Origin of the sequence: Pseudoalteromonas arctica A 37-1-2, from assembly GCF_000238395.3 — a bacterium.
Taxonomy (GTDB): Bacteria; Pseudomonadota; Gammaproteobacteria; order Enterobacterales; family Alteromonadaceae; genus Pseudoalteromonas; species Pseudoalteromonas arctica.
The window spans coordinates 328,924-347,897 of the sequence record NZ_CP011026.1 but is presented as its reverse complement, the minus strand read 5'-3'; the positions used below and the strand labels follow the sequence as shown (position 1 = coordinate 347,897).

Sequence of the window (18,974 nt, the reverse complement as noted above, 5' to 3'; positions counted from 1 at the left end):
TATATCCCTATAAAATTAAAAATAACTACTTAAATCATCAGCAGATAGATTATCAAATTCAGTTTGAGCGGCTAAACTTAAACGCTTACAGTCTATGCTTTCGCATTGCTGAGTTAGCGAAATAACTTGTTTATAACGCTCATTAACAAACCACGTTTGTGCAACAGAGGCTTTAGCTTCATCGAGTTTTAACTCACTCGCTTTTAAATATTTATCGAGATAGTTCAAACGTTGCTCCTCTGGCGACAGAGCAGCAGCTAATGCTACCGCATCAGACATTGTTGTAGGGTGATTCAATGCAACTTGTAGTAAAGGGCGTAAGTTTGCCTTATCTTTTTGGCTACCTACTTGCCAAGCAGCTCTAATAGCAAGCCCAGCTTCGTTTAAAGATGGGTCTTGTATTTCAACCTTAGCCGTACACGTTAACCAATCGCCTTGCTTTTCCTGTTTATACCCAGAGGTATGTGCATCAATAAAGCTTATCGATGGATCAATATCAATAGTTAGCTTTTTTGCTAATTTCACTCTTATTTCATTGCGTTTTGGAATGGTTAACGCATTTCTGCAGGCATTTTCTAATGCATTTTTTAGCTTTGGTTTAAGTGCCATTACTCGGGCAAATTCACCATTTACTTGGCTTTTAAAAAAAGCAGTTTGCTTTTCGATGGTCGTCGCTGAATCGAAGGTGGCCGAAGCCACCAACGTCAAGCTAATAAGCCCAGATAGCATTAAAGCTCCTTCTCGCTACTTACTTTACCTGATACACCCTGAGGGTTAGTTGCTTTTTCGTTTAAACCTCCATGTGCTTTTATCTTGTGGCCGTGGTGACTTACACCGTTAACAGTTTGGACGTTATTACCTTCCATCTCTTTAGCTGCTTGTCGCGCTGTAGCTTCTAAGCTTGGCGCATAAACAGCTACGCTGTACTGCCATAAGTTATCATCACTTGAAAAACTTTTAACACTCACACCTGGTGGTAATTTTCCTTTTGATATAGTCGCATATTCATCAGATGATTTAACTTGATTCAAGAAAGTATTACGATCCTCTTCTAACACCTTTACTTGTTGTGGGTCGTTTAAGTTAGGATCGTCATACTCAAATTGGTTTGTACCTTCCATTTGATTCTCATCAAAACCACCTTGCCAATATACTTTTTCGCCTTGCATTGTAGCAAGCAAAGCTGAACGAGCACGGGTTTGAGATTGTGATTTAGCAACACCTTTTAGCTTACGCGCCACATTTTTACTGCGATTTTGACGAATAATTGCCGAGCCATAACCAAGTATAATTACTTCTCCGGTTTGTGCGTTGGTTAATACTTTTGCGCCCACAGGCGGCAGTACTCCTGATTTAACATCGCTAATCACTTGTTTGAAAATAGTATTAGGATCTGTGGTCACCGCCACTGCGCCACGATTTCCTTTTATTTGCGAACGCGTCTTTGGAGTAGAAATTAAGCTTACCCGTACTAAGTTTTCCTCTACATCATCATATACATCATAGGTGACGAACCCAGCTAAAGAACCAGATACAGAATCTTTACAATTTTCCAACGCGGTTGTTTGTTCATTAACGGCGCCTTCAGCTCCAGAATCGATGCTATCTGAGGTTGCCGATACTAAATTAGAACATTGATTTTCGACACCTTTCATATTTTCAATAAGCTGCTTTTTAGCTACTAAATAGGCTTTGTTATAAGCACCACGCTTAGACAACAAGGTCGCATTAATATTTTCGTAGGTGTTATAACTGGCACTACCAATAGATAAAATACCCGTACCACTACCTACTTGTATCATTTTCAAACCATCTTCATCGTCATCAATTAGTGCCTGATGAGCAACAGCAACTGCAACGTTTGTATCTTTTGCAACCACTACATCGCCAGAAACCTGTGCTTGTTCAGCACCCGCTACTTGTGCGCCAGGGCGAGCTGGGATCATATCTGTTAAGCTAAATTCTTCCGCTGCGATTGCAGGCATAGCTAAAACCATTGCTAATGTTAATATTTTTAATTTCATCATCTATCCTTATTTGTACCTGAGTGTAAAATCGTCTTCGACTGTAATTTTTGAAAGGTTTTTTGCTGTTATTGTTATGAGCGCCTGATCGAGCGCATGAGCAAGTTCACCGGTATTACCTTTAAATCTAAGGCTGGCTACAGTATATTTTTGCTGTTTATGTATAGATACATCACTCACTCCACCTAACGTACTTAATACATCATGCAATTTTTCTGGTTGCGTTAGTTTATTGCTTGGCAGCATGATTTCACGAACCAACCCCCCTCTTGCAACAACTTGAGTAAATGCATTATTAAGCGTGTTATGAAGTGCCTTTGATTGTGACTCACTCGCCAAATGTACTGCCATTAAATCTTTTTCTACGTAAGGGTCATTAGGCAAAGACATAAATGAAGGATCGTTTTTCCACTGACCATAAATATTTCCAGCTAAATCTCTAACGTCAGCACTTAAATAAAGCTGTCTATTATTGCCTCGCTTAATCACTTCAGATTTTGCATAAATAACTAAACTAGCCGCGTTACCAACTTCAATACCTTGCTCGTTTAGCCAAACTTTCAGCTCTGTTTTTAATGGCTCTGGCGCAATAACTTGCACTCTAGGCGAACCAATCATGCTCAGTAATTTAGATGCTTTTTGAATGAGAGGTGCTTTTTCTACAACAGCCATAACGGTGACTTCCACACCTCCATTTTGCAGTTCTTTGGTTTGCAGCGTTTGCCATTCTTTAACAAGCCCTTCACTATGACTCGAAAGTTGTTGCCCTATTAGCTCTTGCATATTTGTTGATTCGTTACCATCAACAACATTCATACTCGTGCTTGATGATTGAGTATGCTGCTGAGTAAGCCACACACCTACAACTTGCGATACAGCACGCTGCAGAGCATCTTGCTCTGCAATCGTCAGTGCTGTTTTACCTTCTTTTTTCCAGCCTTGGCCTATTACTGTTACACTAATATTTTGAGTGGTTTGCTGCCAGTTTTGCTCTTGCGGCTCTCCTAACTCTTGCGGATTAATACTGACAGTCATGCAAGTGTCGTTACCGCTAAGCGTTGGCGTTGAGTAATTTAAAGGAACGGCACCAGCACTCAAACCTTCCATCATCGTAGTGCGTTGCTGCTCATATAAGCTGGCGGCATCATTATCTAAACTTGTTGTTAAATGTTGCTGCGCACTTTGGGTTGTTAGGCTTTTATTACCTTTAATAAAACTTATAAGCTCAGCACTAGCCTGGGTTTTTGCACCCGAAATAGCCGTACTACCTCGTCCATATGCACATGCCTGTGTTTGTAGCGTACCATCAGACAATACATCCACTTGAGCTTGCGCACTCAAAGAACATAATGCTAATAAGCCAAGCTTTTTTATCATGTACGATTCTCCAAAAAGTCAGCTGGAGTACCTACAGAAACAGCAAATATTTTTGTACCATTTGATGGGCGATAAATTCCATTTTCGGCTTTATTTTTAACATCATCAGCCATATCAGAATCTTTCCAGCGGATAATTTCGCCTTGGGCACTGTTAATAGAAGGGTTTACATTTGCAACGCCAATTGGCTCAACGAATCCAGCTTCATAGCTAAAAACAATCATTGTTTCATTAGGTAATACACCCGCATTTTGGCCTCGGTCTAAACTAATTTTACTGCCTTTAATACCTAATACCTGTGCTGTTGCAGGCATTTCACTCAACATACGAGTAAGTAAAATATCAATACCACGCGATCCCATGTCACTAAGTACCGCATTCACATGAGCACTTTGATCAAAGTGAAAACCTGCAGCGTATCGTCCGCTTACTGTCGTGAATTTTAGCTCCGAGCGATCGCGTATATCTTCAGATTTAACGCGAATCTTTCCTAAATTAGGATGCGATAGCTTTTCACGTGTTTGCGGATTTATCACACCGGTTGTTAGCTCTAATGTGTAATCGGCCCAATCTGTAATCGCGCCTTCAGTTTTTAGTGTTCTTAATGAATCAATTTTTACCACAAAATCGGGGATTAATGCTTTAACTTCGGCACGTTTGGCCGCTGTTTTTACGCCTTGCTGTTGTAAAATTAATTGCTGCTCTTTTGAAATAGCGTCATCATCACGGGTTACTATTCTGAAGCGATTAATACCTGCAAATTGATTTTCAAGCATGAGTAATAAGTTTTTATTATCAAACTCACGCATCGCATCAACGCCAATACCACTGCCACTCACGCCTGCTAAGTCAAAGTACATACGTACAATCGGTTTTTTAAGTGGGCAGCTGTCGGTTTCATTATTTACATCGAACGTACAACGTTCTAAACCTTGTGTATCAAAATAAGCTGGCATAGTTATATCTGCATCGTTAAATATGTATGCACTTTTAGCTATAACAGCATTTGAAGCAGTATTACTCACATTACCCTGCTGAGTAGAACGACCTTGCTGTGGTGTAGAATTACAACCAGCTAATAAGGCGAGTGTTAGTGCAGATAGAGCTAATTTTTTTACTAATTTCATTGCTATTCCTAAATATCAAACAGCCACTGGCTAGCAGGCGCTTTAAGTTGTTGTACTAAATTATTGGTTGCTTTTTGCTTTGCATTTTCTTGTGTTGCAGCGCTTTCTTGCGCAACAAGATCCTGTTGCAATAACACTTTAAAAGGGGTTGAACTGCGCGTAAGCGCTAGAGTTAAAATAGCTTTAGCAGAGTATTTATTATTAGATTTAGCATACTGCCAGCGTATTTGAGGGCGCACCCATAAGCGTGTATCGCCGCTATGAGGGAGTGCATTATTGAGTGCAGATTTAATCTCGCTAATATTATTAGCGCCTATCACATCGCAAGAAACAGCATTTAATGCCTTTGCTTGTTCAGTTAATAAATTATTTAAAGTCGATTGAATAAATAGCTTAGGCCCGGAAAGGTGCTCTAATACTGCTAATTTTTTTGTCGCAACATTAAGTTCGCCACTATTTTTAAGCGCCCAAATAAAGCGTTGTTCGTTGTTATTTTCTGGCGCAGAAATGCGAGATAACTTTGATAAATCAGATTTAAGATTTTTCACTAAAACCGATTTTTTAACACCCATTTTTAAAGCAAATAAATTATTTTCCTCAAGCGCATTAAGCTCTTCTAGCCCAGTCAACGTAAACGGTAAGCTAGTTAAAGTAGTTGCTTGTTCAAAATAGTTGCTTGATTGGTTATCTTGCTTTGTTAGCTTTTGTAGTTGCTGCGTACTTACATCAACACTTAATTGAGTGATAATATCGGCTAAAGCCGCTTGCTTTGCAGCTAAGCGACTTTCACCTATACCAACCGCAGTAATATATTCATCACTTTTTTGCGGTTGGGTTACCCAATCAGGCCAATTTTGAGCAGAACAACTAAAAGCACATGCTATTAAAAAAGCAAAAATGCTTGTTTTCATTAGCCTTTCGCTTCTTGCTCAAGTTGTAGCTCATTTATAGCAGTTATTGTTGCTTGCTCAAGCTCTATAATGTCGTTTGCTTCAAGTGCTAACGCAAGTTGATCTTTTGCTTTAATAAGCGCGGTGCCTATATCTTTAGAATCTTCTTCTTTAGCAGAATCTGTATTTTCTTCGTCGCTAGATAACCAACTAGTCACGTATTTACCACCTACGTTTATAGCGGTCGCTTGAGCAACTGCAGTACTATATTGACTTAAAATATAAGCAGACTTAGCAATTTCGACAGTTAAATCAGTCGCAAGTGCAACATTTTGCTGATAAATGCCTTCATTTGCTAAGTTATAAGCTGCGATTTTATGACCAATTTCTTCATCTTTATTTTTTGCACCGGCATCAAATTCAGCAATAGCTGCTTGAAGTTCTTCAGGTGTTGATTTTTGATGGGCATATAAAAAGGCTTGTACATCACGGTAGTTATCTGTTTGAGTGCGGTATTCGCCCATAACTTTGCGCTGACGTTCAAGTATAATTGCAGACATATTTAAAAATTCGTCAATACCAACTTGTATTGTTACCGGATGAAAATAGCCTAAAGTATCCATACGAGTTGTAAGGTCAGAAACAGCAGCATTACGATCTAAATTAGCAGAAGTATTAGTGTCGGTTGTTGAAACACAGCCAGCAAAAAGAGGTGCAAAAATAAGTGCAGATAGAATAGCTTTTTTCATGAGGTAATTCCTTATACGTTAAAAAGGCAAGAAAGCACAAAGCTAAGCTATTGACTTAATTCATTCTTCCTTGAATATGTAACTAGAATCATCGAATTTTTAAAAAAATGCAACACAAAAAAATAAAGAAAATTTTATTATCCATAAAAAAAAGCAACAAATGTAACCACAGTAAGGCATTCAGCTTAGGTTAATACTTTTGGCTCATTTTTGTATAATAGCTCTATTTGCTTAATTTGAGGTCAAAAAAACACCTTGACCTATACAGATATCACTCAAATAAGTTTGTTATCAGCCTTGAGAATTAGCCCAATGCTAACCACACGCCTATTATAGCCATTAAGCTGCCCGCTATTCGGTTCATCCATTTAATATTATCACCACGGCTTAAAAATAAACGTAAGCTTTTACCGCCTGTTGCGTAAGCTAACATACTTAAAAACTCGGTGGTCATTATAACGCCAAGCAATACTAAAAGCTGAGGGGCTACAGCATGCTCAACACTAATAAACGGCGGTAATAACGAGATCATAAATGCCCACCCTTTAGGGTTAGCAATTGCGGTTACAAAACCTTGCGTAAATAACGACTTCCGACTTACGTCATTTGGTTTTGAGGTATCAACCGACATTTTGCCTTTGGCTCGCCACATGTTAACGCCAATATAAATTAAGTATGCACCGCCTACCCACTTTAAAATGGCAAACGCATCTGGGTAATTTAGCATTACGCTTGCAACGCCTAATACCGCAGCTATAGCAACGGTTGCTACGCCTAACAGCTCACCTATCATCATCCATAATGTGCGGCGCACGCCAATGCTCATACCGAGTGTCATGGCAAGAGTCATACACATACCTGGGGTGATAGACACAAAAAAGAACGTAGGAATAAAAACCGCAAGTGCTGCTACATCAATCATTAGTTTACTCTCATATTAAAAGCAAAAACGCGGCTATAAGTAGCCGCGCTGTTGCTTACTCATGTTTATTACTATTGCCCAGTACTTACCACGGGTTCAGTAATAACCTCTACTGGCTCTGCTGTACCATTTAACAAATACTTATCTAACCACTGTTCTTGTTCCCACAATACATGTAATAAGCTTTTACGCGCACGGTAACCATGTGCTTCATAAGGGAGCATTACTAAGCGAGCATCTTTACCTAAACCTTTTAGCGCTGCGTACATGCGCTCACTTTGCATTGGGAAAGTGCCAGAATTAGGATCTTCTTGGCCGTGGATCATTAGCATTGGCTCGTTAATTTTTTCAGCATGGAAAAACGGCGACATATTAGCGTACACACTTTGTGCTTGCCAAAAGTCACGTTCTTCTCCTTGAAAACCAAACGGCGTTAATGTGCGGTTATACGCGCCACTGCGGGCAATACCTGTTTTAAATAAATCGCTATGAGCCAATAAGTTAGCAACCATAAATGCACCGTATGAGTGCCCTGCTATGGCTATCTTGTTTTTATCGGCAATGCCTTTTTTAACCAATACATCAACAGCTGCTTGCGCACTTGATACTAACTGCTTTCTAAAGTTATCGTTTGGCTCGCTGCCATCAATACCTACAATTGGCATTTTAGGGTCGTCAAACACGGCAATCCCTTTAGCAAGGTAAGGCATTGGCCCCCAATAACCAATGTAGGTAAATGCATAAGGCGATTCGCGAACTTGCGATGCTACGGCTTTATCTTTGTATTCAAGTGGGTAAGCCCACATAAGTACCGGTAACGGCCCTTGTGTTTTATCGTACCCTGGTGGTAAATAAAGCGTGCCCGAAAGCTCAACACCGTCGTCGCGTTTATAACGTAATTGCTCTTTAGTTACGCCTTTAAATGCAGGGTACGGGTGCTCAAATGTCGTTAATTGCGTTAGCGTGTCGTTATCTAAATCACGTATAAAAAAGTTAGGTTGCTCAGTTTTAGATTCACGAATAGTAATAAAGCGCTCACCTTCGTCATCAAGCAGTGCGCGAACACGCTCGTAGTATGGCGCTTCTGATTGCCATAAACGCTTGCTGCTATTTGTTTTAACATCGTACCTATCTAAAAATGGCACATTACCTTGCTCTGAAGCACCATTACCGCGCAAGTAAATATAACGCCCGCCTACAATTTTAATTACGTTTGCGCCTAAATCGTTGCGCTCGTAAATTGCATTACCTGGGTCTTTATACGCATCGTTATAACTACGTTCTGAAAATAGCACGCGGTTTCTGTCGGCATTTCGTGGTTGCACTATGTAAGTACGTACTTGGCGATCGCTAAAGCGCCAATCTGTCAGCATGGCTACGTTTTCGTTGCCCCACTCCATTCCCGCATAACGGCGTTCTACTTTGGCAAATAATTTAGGCTCGCGTTTAAATGGTGCACGTAAGCTGTAAACATAATCATGATGCTCAACGTCGGTTTTCATGTCGCCGCCATCTTGCGCCTCGGCCCAAATAACCTCTGCACCTTGATCGGCTCGCCATTCAAAATCACGGCGGCCAGTGCGTACACTGTCGTAACCTTGTGGAATGTTATCGGCAAGTGGCTGTTTTGCCAGCTCTGCTAATGCATAGCCGCGCATGCCCCATATTTGCCATGTGCTTGCAAATCGGCTGTAAGGCACTTGGTACGAAAACGGCTCATTAATACCGGCAACTAAAATATTGGTTGAATCAGGTGACACCGAAAACGATTTAAATAAAGAAGGGCTACCTATTGCTTGAGTCTTGCCATCAAGCGTTACGTAAGCCAGCTGCCCTTGGCCGTAAAACTTAAATTGTGCTTCATCAAACGGGCTTGTTAATAAATTTTGGTAAGTACGTGCTGGCGCTTTCTCGCCAGTACTTTGTTGAATAACAGGCACTACGTTTTGGCTGTTATTTTCAAGCTTTGGCTTACCAAAATTAACAGCAAGATTTGCAACAATGGCGCTGCTATCTGGCAGCCATTTATATGGTGAGGCAGTTAATACCGAATTTAATGCAGCGCTTGAAAGCTCTTTTGCTTGTTTAGTTTCAACGCTGTAAAGCCATAAGTTGGCTTGGGTTGGTTGCTCAACAATAAAGGCTAAATATTGACTATTAGATGACCACTTAGGAGAGCGAATAATGCCATTAGGTAAGTTATTAATACTGATAACCGACCCGCTTTGAACATGCTTTAGCTCCACGGCACTAAATTTGGCACTCACACGAGAGCGCGAAAAATTAGCGGGGTTTAGCTTAATACCAGCAAGCTTAAGCTCTTCTTTTGCAAGTTCATCAAGGGTTACTACACGTTTGCGTTCAAAAAGCGCTAGCCACTGGCCATCGCTCGATAAGTAACTAGTGGGTGCTAACTTAGCGTCAACCAATGCTGCAAGTTCAGGTGATGGGGTTTGATAGCCCTGCTCGGCGTAACTTGTTGGTACTATTGCCGCACAACAAATAAAGGCAACTAACAGCCTAAAAGCGCTCATGTTTTTATCCTTTTGTTATTTTTTACTCTTATAAGCGTATATAAACACGTTTTACTTTGTTCATAAAGTATTAAGGTAAGTTAAACACCTCTAAAAGATGACTTAATAGTGCTGATTAAGCTAAACTACAGCGCTATTTATTCACCACTGCGGTACTTAAAATACAATGCATAACAAAGCCAAATCAGTCACTATTTTTGATGTTGCAGAGCGTGCTGGTGTATCAAAATCAACCGTATCGTTGGTGCTTACCCAAAGCGATAAAGTGGGCAATAAAAGTAAACAAAAAATACTCAAAGCGATTGATGAGCTAGGATACGTTTATAATCGTGATGCCGCTGCTATGCGCTCAAAGCGCTCAAATTTAGTGGCCATAGTAATAAACGATTTAACTAACCCAGCTATGGCACACCTTGCTACCAGCCTACAACTTTTGTTAAACGACAATGGCTTACAAGCCATGATTGTAAGCAGTAATAATAGTCTTGAACTACAAGCAAACGCAGTTAAAAACTTAAAAGAATACAACGCTGCTGCATTTATTATTTGCCCCGTTGCTAGTACTTGCCCCAAATGGCTTGATACGCTCAGCGCGCAACACAAAGTAATTACCGTAATGAGTGAAGTGCCCTTTAGCGCAGCTCCTTGCGTATTACCCGACTATAAAAAAGCCAGCCACGTAGCCAGTATGCATTTGCTCTCACAAGGCGTGACAAACATTGCATTTATAGGCAGTGAACTTACTTTAAGTGATTCACAAGCACTACAAAGTGGCTTTAATACCGCTTGCGCGCAGCACAGCATTACACCATTAGCACCCATTCACTGCGCAGTAAACACAGCCCTTAGCGCTAAAAATGCATTTATAGAAGCATATAAACACAACCCAACATTAAACGCAGTGGTGTGTGCAAACGATATTATTGCTCAAGGTGTTATTGCTGCTATTAACTCATTAACACATCACTGTATTAAAGTGGTGAGCTGCCACCATATTCCTAATAGCGCGGTTATAAATGATCACTTAACCACTGTGGCCATAAGTACAACTGATATAGCCAAGCGGTGCCTTTTAATACTGCAAGAGCTACTACAAAATACAGCCCCGCCAGTAAAAACACTGGTAAATGTAAACTTACAAATTAGAGATTCTAGCCAATGAAAAAAGTGCTGGTAATTGGCTACGTATGGCCAGAGCCAAATTCGTCTGCTGCGGGAACGCACATGATGTCGTTATTAAATACATTTAGAGCGCAAAACTGGGACGTTGAATTTGCAACGCCCGCGCAGCGCACCGATCATATGGTAAACCTTGACGACTTCGGCATAACCAGTCAAAGCATTGCACTAAACTGCGACAGCTTTGACGAATACGTTAAAGCCTATAATCCAGATATAGTCATGTTTGACCGTTTTATGATGGAAGAACAATTTGGCTGGCGCATCGATAAACATTGCCCACACGCAATTAAAATTTTAGATACCGAAGATTTACAATGTCTGCGTAACGCTCGCCACGAAGCATTTAAAGGTGAGCGTGATTTTACAACCAGCGATTTACACTCAGACATAGCAAAACGCGAAATTGCCGCTATTTTACGCTGCGACCTAAGCTTAATTATTTCAAGTTACGAAATGAGCCTACTAAACAGCGTATTTAAAATAGAGCCAAGCTTATTACACCATTTACCATTTATGGTCGATTTAAGCTCACTGCCTACAAGTACAAAAACGTTTGAGCAGCGCCAGCACTTTATGACCATAGGTAACTTTAGACACGCGCCAAACTGGGATGCTGTACTTTACCTACAAAAAATATGGCCACTTATTCGCAAGCAACTACCAAAAGCAGAACTACATATTTATGGCTCTTACCCACCACCAAAAGCCACGGCACTAAATAACCCTAAAACAGGGTTTTTAATAAAAGGTTGGGCCGATAATGCGTTTGATGTAATGCAAAGCGCACGCGTATGTTTAGCACCACTGCGTTTTGGTGCAGGCATTAAAGGTAAATTGCTTGAAGCCATGATTATGCAAACACCCAGCGTTACCACCAATATTGGCGCAGAAGGCATGCATAACGATTTACCATGGCCGGGTAAAATAGCCAACACCGCCGATGACTTTGCCAATGCTGCCATTGAAATGTACACCAATCAAAGTGACTTTGAACAAGCGCAGCAAGATGGCAACACGCTCCTTAATACGCTCTACAACAAAGTACAATTGAGCGCTGCGTTAATTCAAAAAGTCGATTCAATAAGTAGTGGTTTAAACGCTCATCGCGAAAAAAACTTCACAGGCCAAATGCTCAAACATCATACAATGCGCAGCACTCAATACATGTCGCAATGGATAGCCGAAAAAAATAAAAAATTAGATTAAAAATGACTAGACACGCACCAATTAGTGTTTAAAATCGCGCCCATCAAACGTGGGCATTTTTAGCTGTATTGTCTATATTTTTAGCTTAGTTATCGCAATATTTGGTCCAAAAAGATTTGAAAACTGCAACCTTTACAGAAAAACGCAAATTTATCGTTAAATTGGGTAAAATGCTTCACAAATATGGTACGCCTGCTTACCGCCTAGAAGCCCACCTAATGGAAGTGGCTACATACTTAGGACTTAAATCGTCGTTTGTTATGTCGCCAACCTCTGTAACGTTTGTTATTTGGACCGATGGCCACGAAGACGAGTACACCCATGTTGCACGTGTAGACCCTGGCGATCACGATTTAGGCTCACTTGCCGACACCGACGACCTTGTAAACCAAATGCTTGACGACAAGCTAAGTTTACAAGAAGTTGATGCGCAACTAGACGCTATTTTTGTAATGCCAAACCCATACAATAAACTTGTTACGGGCGTTGCGTTTGCAACTTCTGGTGGTGCGTTTGCAATGTTAATGGGTACTAGCTGGACTGATGTTATTTGGTCATCGCTACTTACTTTAGTTGTTTATGTGTTTGTGCTTTGGTCTGGACGCTCAAAACGCGTAGCACATATGCTTGAGCCATTAGTGGCAATAATATCGGCCATACTTGCCTGTGCAGTAAGCGTGTATATAACACCTGAGATAAATATACGCTTGGTGGTACTTTCAGCCATTATTGTGTTTATACCCGGTTTAGCACTTGCGCTTGGCTTAGCTGAGCTGGCAGCACGGCATTTAGTGTCAGGTACTGCGCGAGTCATGGACTCGTTTATGCTGCTATTTAAACTGTATTTTGGCGGTTTTATTGGCATAGGTATTGGCTTTGCACTCTTTGGGCAAGCCGATTTTGTACAACCTGAACCATTACCAAAGTGGACCGCATGGCTGGCTATATTTTTACTTTGTAGCAGCCTAATCGTTATTTTTAGAACCAAACTTAAACACGCAGTTTGGTCTATTGCATCAGGCTTTATAGCGTACGGCACCAGTATTGGCTCGGCTATGTACCTTGATTACACGTTAGGTACGTTTGTAGGTGCTTTATCGGTGGGTATATTTAGTAACTTGTTTAACCGCGTTGCTAATGCGCCGGCCTCTATTGTTGCCATGCAAGGCCTGATTGTATTAGTACCAGGTAGCAAAACCTATATTGGCTTAAACTCACTCATTGAAGGCCAAGACTTTGTATATGCAGAGCACATAGGCCAACAAACGTTTTTAATATTTATGTCGCTTGTTGCAGGACTAATATTTGCAAACGTAGCCCTACCGCCTAAAAAGAGTTTGTAAAACTCCCTTTGGGGCAAAAGCTCGCTGCGTTTTTACAGCATAGCGAGCTTTTAAAATAAACTTAATCACCATGAGGGATAGTTAATACAATCTTACCCACGTGTTGTTTTTCACTAAACGCCTGCTGTGCATTTACTATTTGTGTAAGAGGAAAAGTATGCGCCACGATTGGCTTTATTTTATCTTGCTCAATAAAGCGTATTAAGTTTTTAAATACCCCAGCCTCTAACACTGTGCAGCCAAAAAAGCTTAAATCTTTTAAATAAAGTGTGCGTATATCAAGCTCAACTAACGGGCCACCAATTGCACCTGAAACCGCATAACGCCCTTTAGGTTTTAATACGTCTAATAATTTAGGCCATTGCTCACCAGCAACTAAATCAACAACGACATCTATACTGTTTTTCCCTAATGCTTGGACTAAATCGTCTTCTCGAAAAATAACGTTATCTGCACCTAAATCTTTTAATTGCTGCGCCTTACTTTTACTTGTAACAGCCACAACGTATGCGCCACGCGCTTTAGCTAGTTGCACAGCAGCTGAGCCTACGCCACCAGATGCACCAGTAATCAAAACGGTTTCGCCGTGTTTTGCGTTAGACCTATAAAGCATGTTTTCGGCTGTGGAGTACGAGCAAGGAAATGACGCAAGTTCCACATCACTATAATGACTATTAACTTTATAAGCATGACTTGCATCAACAGAGGTATATTGTGCAAAACCACCATCGCATTCAGAACCAAAATACCACGGTGTTTCAAGCTCTTTACCAGCAGCATTAACAATACAAGGCTCAATAAGTACACGCTCGCCAATTCTATTTGGCTTTACATTATTGCCAACAGCAACAATAACACCGCACACATCAGCACCTTGAATACGTGGAAATACCAGAGCATTACCAGACCAGCTTGCATCTTCACTACCTTCATCTTGTTTAGAATACCAAGCTAAACGCGTATTTAAATCGGTATTATTAACACCCGCTGCCATAACTTTAATTAAAACATCGTCTGCGCCAAGTGTTGGCAGTGCTATGTTAGCCGCGTATTTAAGCATACTAAAATCACCATGCCCTGTAAGCTGAACACCTTGCATAGTTTTTGGTAAATGAGTCATTAGCTTTTCCCCTTCATTAGTAATAAAGCGCTCTGCTGCGCAGAAATAACGGCGATGTCACCCATTACAGGCCATGCACTCGAAACGCCTTCGTGTAGTAAAAATAAAACATCGGCAAGTGACTGCTGTAGACTTTGCTGTGCAAGCAGTTGCCTCACCTCATTTTTGTGTTTTTGCACGGCGCTACTAACTTCTAAATCATCAGGAAAAGCACTAAGCGCATTAATCGACAAACAGCCATTAGGGGCAAATTGCTCCATCCAATGCTTTAATCGTGAAAAAATATGCACTATGCAATCGGCTCCCTTAGCTGGAGCGTTTTCGAGTAAAAATGCGATATAGCGCTGATGTCGATACTCAAGTGCAGCAACGATCATAGCTTGTTTTGAAGGGTAATATTTGTATAGCGTGCGAAGGCTAACGCCACTCAGCTTTTGCAATTTTGCGACGCTTGGCTCAGCAAAGCCATACTGACTAAAGGCGACTTCTAAAGCCCCTGCTATTTCTTGTTTAAGCATAGTATCAAACCTATGTAGAACGAACACTCTACCTACATGGTAGAGCATTCATTCTACATGGTCAATATTCAAAAAATTATACGGTTTTATTAATTAGCACTCGTGCAATTTTAGAGCGCTATCAATTTCTAAGAAAAGTAACTCACTTAGCGTGACCAGTTAGTTTTGGCAAGCTCTACAATTTCGTTTCCTTTGCCGTTTATCAACGCCTTCATCATGTAAACGCTAAAGCCTTTTGCTTGCTCTAGTTTAATTTGCGGCGGCATTGAAAGCTCTTGTTTTGCGGTATCTACTTCTAAAACAACAGGTCCTGAGTGGTTCATCATCTCGTTCATTGCCGATGGTAATTTTTCAGGGTCGTCCACATGAATCCCTTTTAAGCCACAAGCCTCTGCAATTTTAGCAAAACTTGGGTTTTCTAAATCGGTATCGCTTGATAAAAACCCACTGGCTTTCATTTCCATGGCCACAAAACTAAGTGAGCGATTATTATAAACAACAATCTTTATTGGTAAATTAAGCTGTTTAAGCGAGATCAAATCGCCCATTAACATCGAAAAGCCACCATCGCCACACATTGCAATGACTTGGCGGTCTCTATCAACAGATTGAACTCCCATTGCCTGCGACATGGCATTTGCCATAGAGCCATGATTAAACGATCCAATTAATCTACGCTTTCCATTCATTGATAAATAACGCGCAGCCCACACTGTTGGCGTACCTACATCACAAGTAAAAACAGCATCGTCAGCCGCTTGCTCGTTTAGTAAACGCGTTAGGTATTGCGGGTGAATTAAGTTTTGCGAGGTTTTGCCACTGGCAAGTTCATCAAGATCTTGTCGAGACTCTTTGTAGTTTTTAACACATTTTTGTAAGTGCGAACTTGTCCGTTCGCCTTTAATATAATCAAGCAGTGTGGTCACTGAATTTTTAGTATCCCCTAGCACGCCACAGTCAATTTGCACGTGTCGCCCGAGTGACGCAGCCTGATTATCAATTTGTAATATGGTGGTATTTTCAGGATAAAAAGCACGATAAGGAAAACTAGTACCAATCATAAGTAACGTATCGGCTTCTTGCATTGCATGATAGCCCGACGCAAAGCCAATAAATCCGGTCATACCAACATCGTAAGGGTTATCGTACTCAATAAATTCTTTACCGCGCATGGCATGCACTATCGGTGCTTGTAATTTTTCGGCTAGCGCAACAATTTCGTCGTGGGCATCCTTACAACCAGCACCACACAACAAGGTTACTTTTTTACTTTTATTGAGATGAGTCGCCATTGCTTTAATATCAGATAAAGCAGGGGTATACGTTGCTGGCTTTGGCACGTTCCATTTTGGCTTAATAGCTTTGGGCATATCTTTTAATGCAATGTCGCCAGGTAGCACAAGTACACTCACGCCTTTGTTTAGTATTGCTTGTCGCATTGCGGTTTCTAGCAGGTACGGCATTTGCTCAGGGCTCGACACCATTTCACAATATACACTGCATTCTTTAAATAATTCTTGCGGATGGGTTTCTTGAAAATAACTACTGCCAATTTCAGATGAAGGAATGTGTGCGGCAATAGCTAATACCGGTACATTATTGCGCTGACAATCAAATAAGCCGTTAATTAAATGAAGATTACCTGGGCCGCAAGAACCCGCGCACACTGCAAGCTCGCCTGATAAATGCGCTTCGCCACCGGCCGCAAATGCGGCAACTTCTTCATGTCGCGTTCCTAGCCATTCAATTGTTCCCATTTTTCGCAGACTTTCACTAATGCCGTTAAGTGAATCGCCAGTTACTCCCCAAATACGTTTTACGCCAGCTTGTTCGAGGGTTTTAGTGATAAAACTTGCGATATTTTGACTCATAATATAGAACTCCTAAATATTCAGTTATTCTGTAAATTGATTTTTCGCCTCTGCTCTATCAAGTAAGTCATCGTTTCGAAATGCGCTCAATTATTGAGAATCGATAAGCTTAGGTATTCTGATAATGATAGATATATTACTACTGAGACTTTACTAACAAACGATACTCCTAGGTTTGCTGCGCCCCCATACTGATACATAAAACATGAATGTCCGCTTTAAAGTGTTTATGAATATGCGGGTGCGAGATTTTTAGTGGCTTAACTATGAATATGTTATTATGCGCTCAATTATTTTACTGAATGCTTTTCTCTTACTTCTATGTCAAATTCTGCTTCGTGCTTTACATTATTTTCTCAAAATATTGATTCTCTCGCGCTTCCTGAAAAGTTTACTTTCCCTTTTTATTACGAGCCGCAACCATTAGCTGTAGCAGCCACAAAACAATTACAGCAACAACTTGAAACGTTAACGCATTTAAAAGCAGAAAATGCCGGTAAAATGTTTGGGGTTTTAGTGGTGCAAAATACTAAGCAACAATTAGGCTTTTTAAGTGCTTATTCGGGGCAAATTGAAGACGATAAGGGCAATATTAGCTTTGTGCCGCCTGTTTCTAGCATGCAGCTGCAAGACGATAGCTATTTGACTCAAAGTAAAATAATTAACGATATTAATGCTCAAATTGAGCAATTAGAAAATAGCGAACAACTGCATGAAGTTAATAGCAAACTTGATGATGCAACACAAAGCTACCAGCAAGCACTATTAGCCCAACAGGCAGTGATGCAAGCCGGTCGTCAGCAACGAAAAATACAACGTACCGAAGGCGAATTAGAGCTTAGCGAAAGTGATTTTGAGCAGTTAAAAAATAAGCTTGCAGGGCAAAGTATCGTAGAAAAAAAGCAACTGCTGGCACTTAAATCCTATTGGCAAAATATAATCGAGTCACTGCAGCAAACACACATCAATATTTCTGATGAAATTGCTCATTTAAAAAAGCGCCGTAAAACGCTTTCTAAAAACTTACAAAAAAAGCTATTTGCGCAGTACCAATTTTTAAATGCAAATGGTGAAACTACAGACTTAAATGCTATTTTTGCAGCATTACCTGAGCACACTCCTCCTTCGGGTGCTGGCGATTGTGCAGCGCCTAAATTATTACAATACGCCTATAAGCATGGTTTAAAACCACTTGCTATGGCAGAGTTTTGGTGGGGAGCAGCACCTAAATCAGCAATTAGGCAGCATAAAAACTACTACCCTTCTTGTTACAGTAAATGCCAACCAATACTTGGGCATATGTTAAAGGGTTTAGATGTTGAAGATAACCCGCTACTTATCAACCCAGCTCAGGGTAAAGATTTAAGTATTGTTTATAAAGATGACGACTTACTTGTGGTAAATAAGCCCGCTGAGTTTTTATCTGTGCCTGGCGTTAATATTGATGACTCAGTTTATATGAGAATCAAAACGCAGTTTCCAGAGGCATCAGGCCCACTAATTGTACACAGATTAGATATGTCGACCTCAGGGTTATTGATGATTGCGCTTAATAAACGCGTGCACAAAGCACTGCAAAAGCAGTTTATTGAACGCACCATAGATAAACGTTATGTCGCGTTAGTTAATGGCAACGTAGCTGAGGATAGCGGAGTAATTGATTTACCATTAATGCTCGACTTTGATGATAAACCGCGCCAAATGGTGTGTTACAAACATGGTAAGCCATCACTTACTACCTGGCAGGTTTTAGAGCGTAACAACAACATTACTCGATTACAGTTATACCCTAAAACAGGGCGAACTCATCAATTAAGAGTGCATTGCGCGCACAGTTTAGGTTTAAACATGCCAATTATAGGCGACACACATTACGGGCAAAAAGCCGATAGATTACATTTACACGCTGAGTATTTAGCGTTTACTCACCCAATTACACTTAAACGATTAGAGTTTGAAGTAGCTGCAGATTTTTAATAAAAACACATAGCTACAACGACTATATTATACAATGTGTTGGTTTTTATTAATTAAATTGATATCGTTTATGGTCTTATTTTTTCAATAATGAGTATAAAAAACTGTTCAAGCCCAAGTTTATTAAGCAATGT

General features: G+C 40.5%; 15 protein-coding genes. 4 read left to right on the top strand and 11 right to left on the bottom strand.

What is annotated here, in order from left to right:
- Positions 1 to 15: 15 nt before the first annotated feature.
- From PARC_RS19030 to PARC_RS18995, 8 genes are all read right to left on the bottom strand, one after another.
- A complete protein-coding gene (locus PARC_RS19030) occupies positions 16 to 729 on the bottom strand; it encodes a hypothetical protein (protein ID WP_010553657.1) in 714 nt (237 codons plus the stop codon).
- Positions 729 to 2,024, bottom strand: a complete 1,296-nt coding sequence (locus PARC_RS19025; RefSeq protein ID WP_010553656.1) for a hypothetical protein — start codon at positions 2,022 to 2,024, stop codon at positions 729 to 731. The genes PARC_RS19030 and PARC_RS19025 overlap by 1 nt, the downstream gene beginning before the upstream one ends.
- A 9-nt stretch (positions 2,025 to 2,033) precedes the next feature.
- Positions 2,034 to 3,401, bottom strand: coding sequence for a hypothetical protein (locus tag PARC_RS19020; RefSeq protein WP_010553655.1), 1,368 nt, complete (start codon positions 3,399 to 3,401; stop codon positions 2,034 to 2,036).
- Positions 3,398 to 4,528 carry a hypothetical protein gene (locus PARC_RS19015; RefSeq protein ID WP_010553654.1) on the bottom strand — a complete coding sequence of 377 codons (1,131 nt, stop codon included), beginning with the start codon at positions 4,526 to 4,528 and terminating at the stop codon, positions 3,398 to 3,400. Before PARC_RS19015 ends, PARC_RS19020 begins: the two co-directional genes overlap by 4 nt.
- Before the next feature lie 8 nt (positions 4,529 to 4,536).
- Positions 4,537 to 5,439: an LPP20 family lipoprotein gene (locus PARC_RS19010; RefSeq protein ID WP_010553653.1), complete on the bottom strand. Its 903-nt coding sequence runs from the start codon at positions 5,437 to 5,439 to the stop codon at positions 4,537 to 4,539.
- On the bottom strand, positions 5,439 to 6,167 hold the full coding sequence (locus PARC_RS19005; protein WP_010553652.1) for a hypothetical protein: 729 nt from the start codon (positions 6,165 to 6,167) through the stop codon (positions 5,439 to 5,441). The genes PARC_RS19010 and PARC_RS19005 overlap by 1 nt, the downstream gene beginning before the upstream one ends.
- Before the next feature lie 304 nt (positions 6,168 to 6,471).
- Positions 6,472 to 7,089, bottom strand: a complete 618-nt coding sequence (locus PARC_RS19000) for a LysE family translocator (RefSeq protein WP_010553651.1) — start codon at positions 7,087 to 7,089, stop codon at positions 6,472 to 6,474.
- Between the two features lie 71 nt (positions 7,090 to 7,160).
- On the bottom strand, positions 7,161 to 9,623 hold the full coding sequence (locus PARC_RS18995; RefSeq protein WP_010553650.1) for a S9 family peptidase: 2,463 nt from the start codon (positions 9,621 to 9,623) through the stop codon (positions 7,161 to 7,163).
- Between the two features lie 166 nt (positions 9,624 to 9,789).
- Between PARC_RS18995 and PARC_RS18990 the strand changes: the two genes are divergently transcribed.
- The 3 genes from PARC_RS18990 (at position 9,790) to PARC_RS18980 (ending at position 13,354) form a co-directional block, all read left to right on the top strand.
- Positions 9,790 to 10,785 carry a LacI family DNA-binding transcriptional regulator gene (locus tag PARC_RS18990; protein ID WP_010553649.1) on the top strand — a complete coding sequence of 332 codons (996 nt, stop codon included), beginning with the start codon at positions 9,790 to 9,792 and terminating at the stop codon, positions 10,783 to 10,785.
- Positions 10,782 to 12,011, top strand: coding sequence for a glycosyltransferase (locus tag PARC_RS18985; protein WP_010553648.1), 1,230 nt, complete (start codon positions 10,782 to 10,784; stop codon positions 12,009 to 12,011). Before PARC_RS18990 ends, PARC_RS18985 begins: the two co-directional genes overlap by 4 nt.
- 116 nt (positions 12,012 to 12,127) lie before the next feature.
- Positions 12,128 to 13,354 carry a threonine/serine exporter family protein gene (locus PARC_RS18980; protein ID WP_010553647.1) on the top strand — a complete coding sequence of 409 codons (1,227 nt, stop codon included), beginning with the start codon at positions 12,128 to 12,130 and terminating at the stop codon, positions 13,352 to 13,354.
- A 61-nt stretch (positions 13,355 to 13,415) separates the two neighbouring features.
- Here PARC_RS18980 and PARC_RS18975 read toward each other — a convergent pair whose 3' ends face one another.
- The 3 genes from PARC_RS18975 to poxB form a co-directional block, all read right to left on the bottom strand.
- Entirely contained in the window at positions 13,416 to 14,474 is a 1,059-nt protein-coding gene (locus PARC_RS18975; RefSeq protein WP_010553646.1) for an alcohol dehydrogenase family protein, read from the bottom strand.
- On the bottom strand, positions 14,474 to 14,992 hold the full coding sequence (locus tag PARC_RS18970) for a TetR/AcrR family transcriptional regulator (protein ID WP_010553645.1): 519 nt from the start codon (positions 14,990 to 14,992) through the stop codon (positions 14,474 to 14,476). The genes PARC_RS18975 and PARC_RS18970 overlap by 1 nt, the downstream gene beginning before the upstream one ends.
- 146 nt (positions 14,993 to 15,138) lie before the next feature.
- Complete coding sequence (gene poxB, locus PARC_RS18965; protein ID WP_010553644.1) at positions 15,139 to 16,863, bottom strand: ubiquinone-dependent pyruvate dehydrogenase; 1,725 nt, start codon at positions 16,861 to 16,863, stop codon at positions 15,139 to 15,141.
- 321 nt (positions 16,864 to 17,184) lie between these two features.
- Between poxB and PARC_RS18960 the strand changes: the two genes are divergently transcribed.
- The gene (locus tag PARC_RS18960; RefSeq protein ID WP_010553643.1) at positions 17,185 to 18,840 is read left to right on the top strand and encodes an RluA family pseudouridine synthase; all 1,656 of its coding nucleotides are present in this window, start codon (positions 17,185 to 17,187) and stop codon (positions 18,838 to 18,840) included.
- Positions 18,841 to 18,974: the final 134 nt, after the last annotated feature.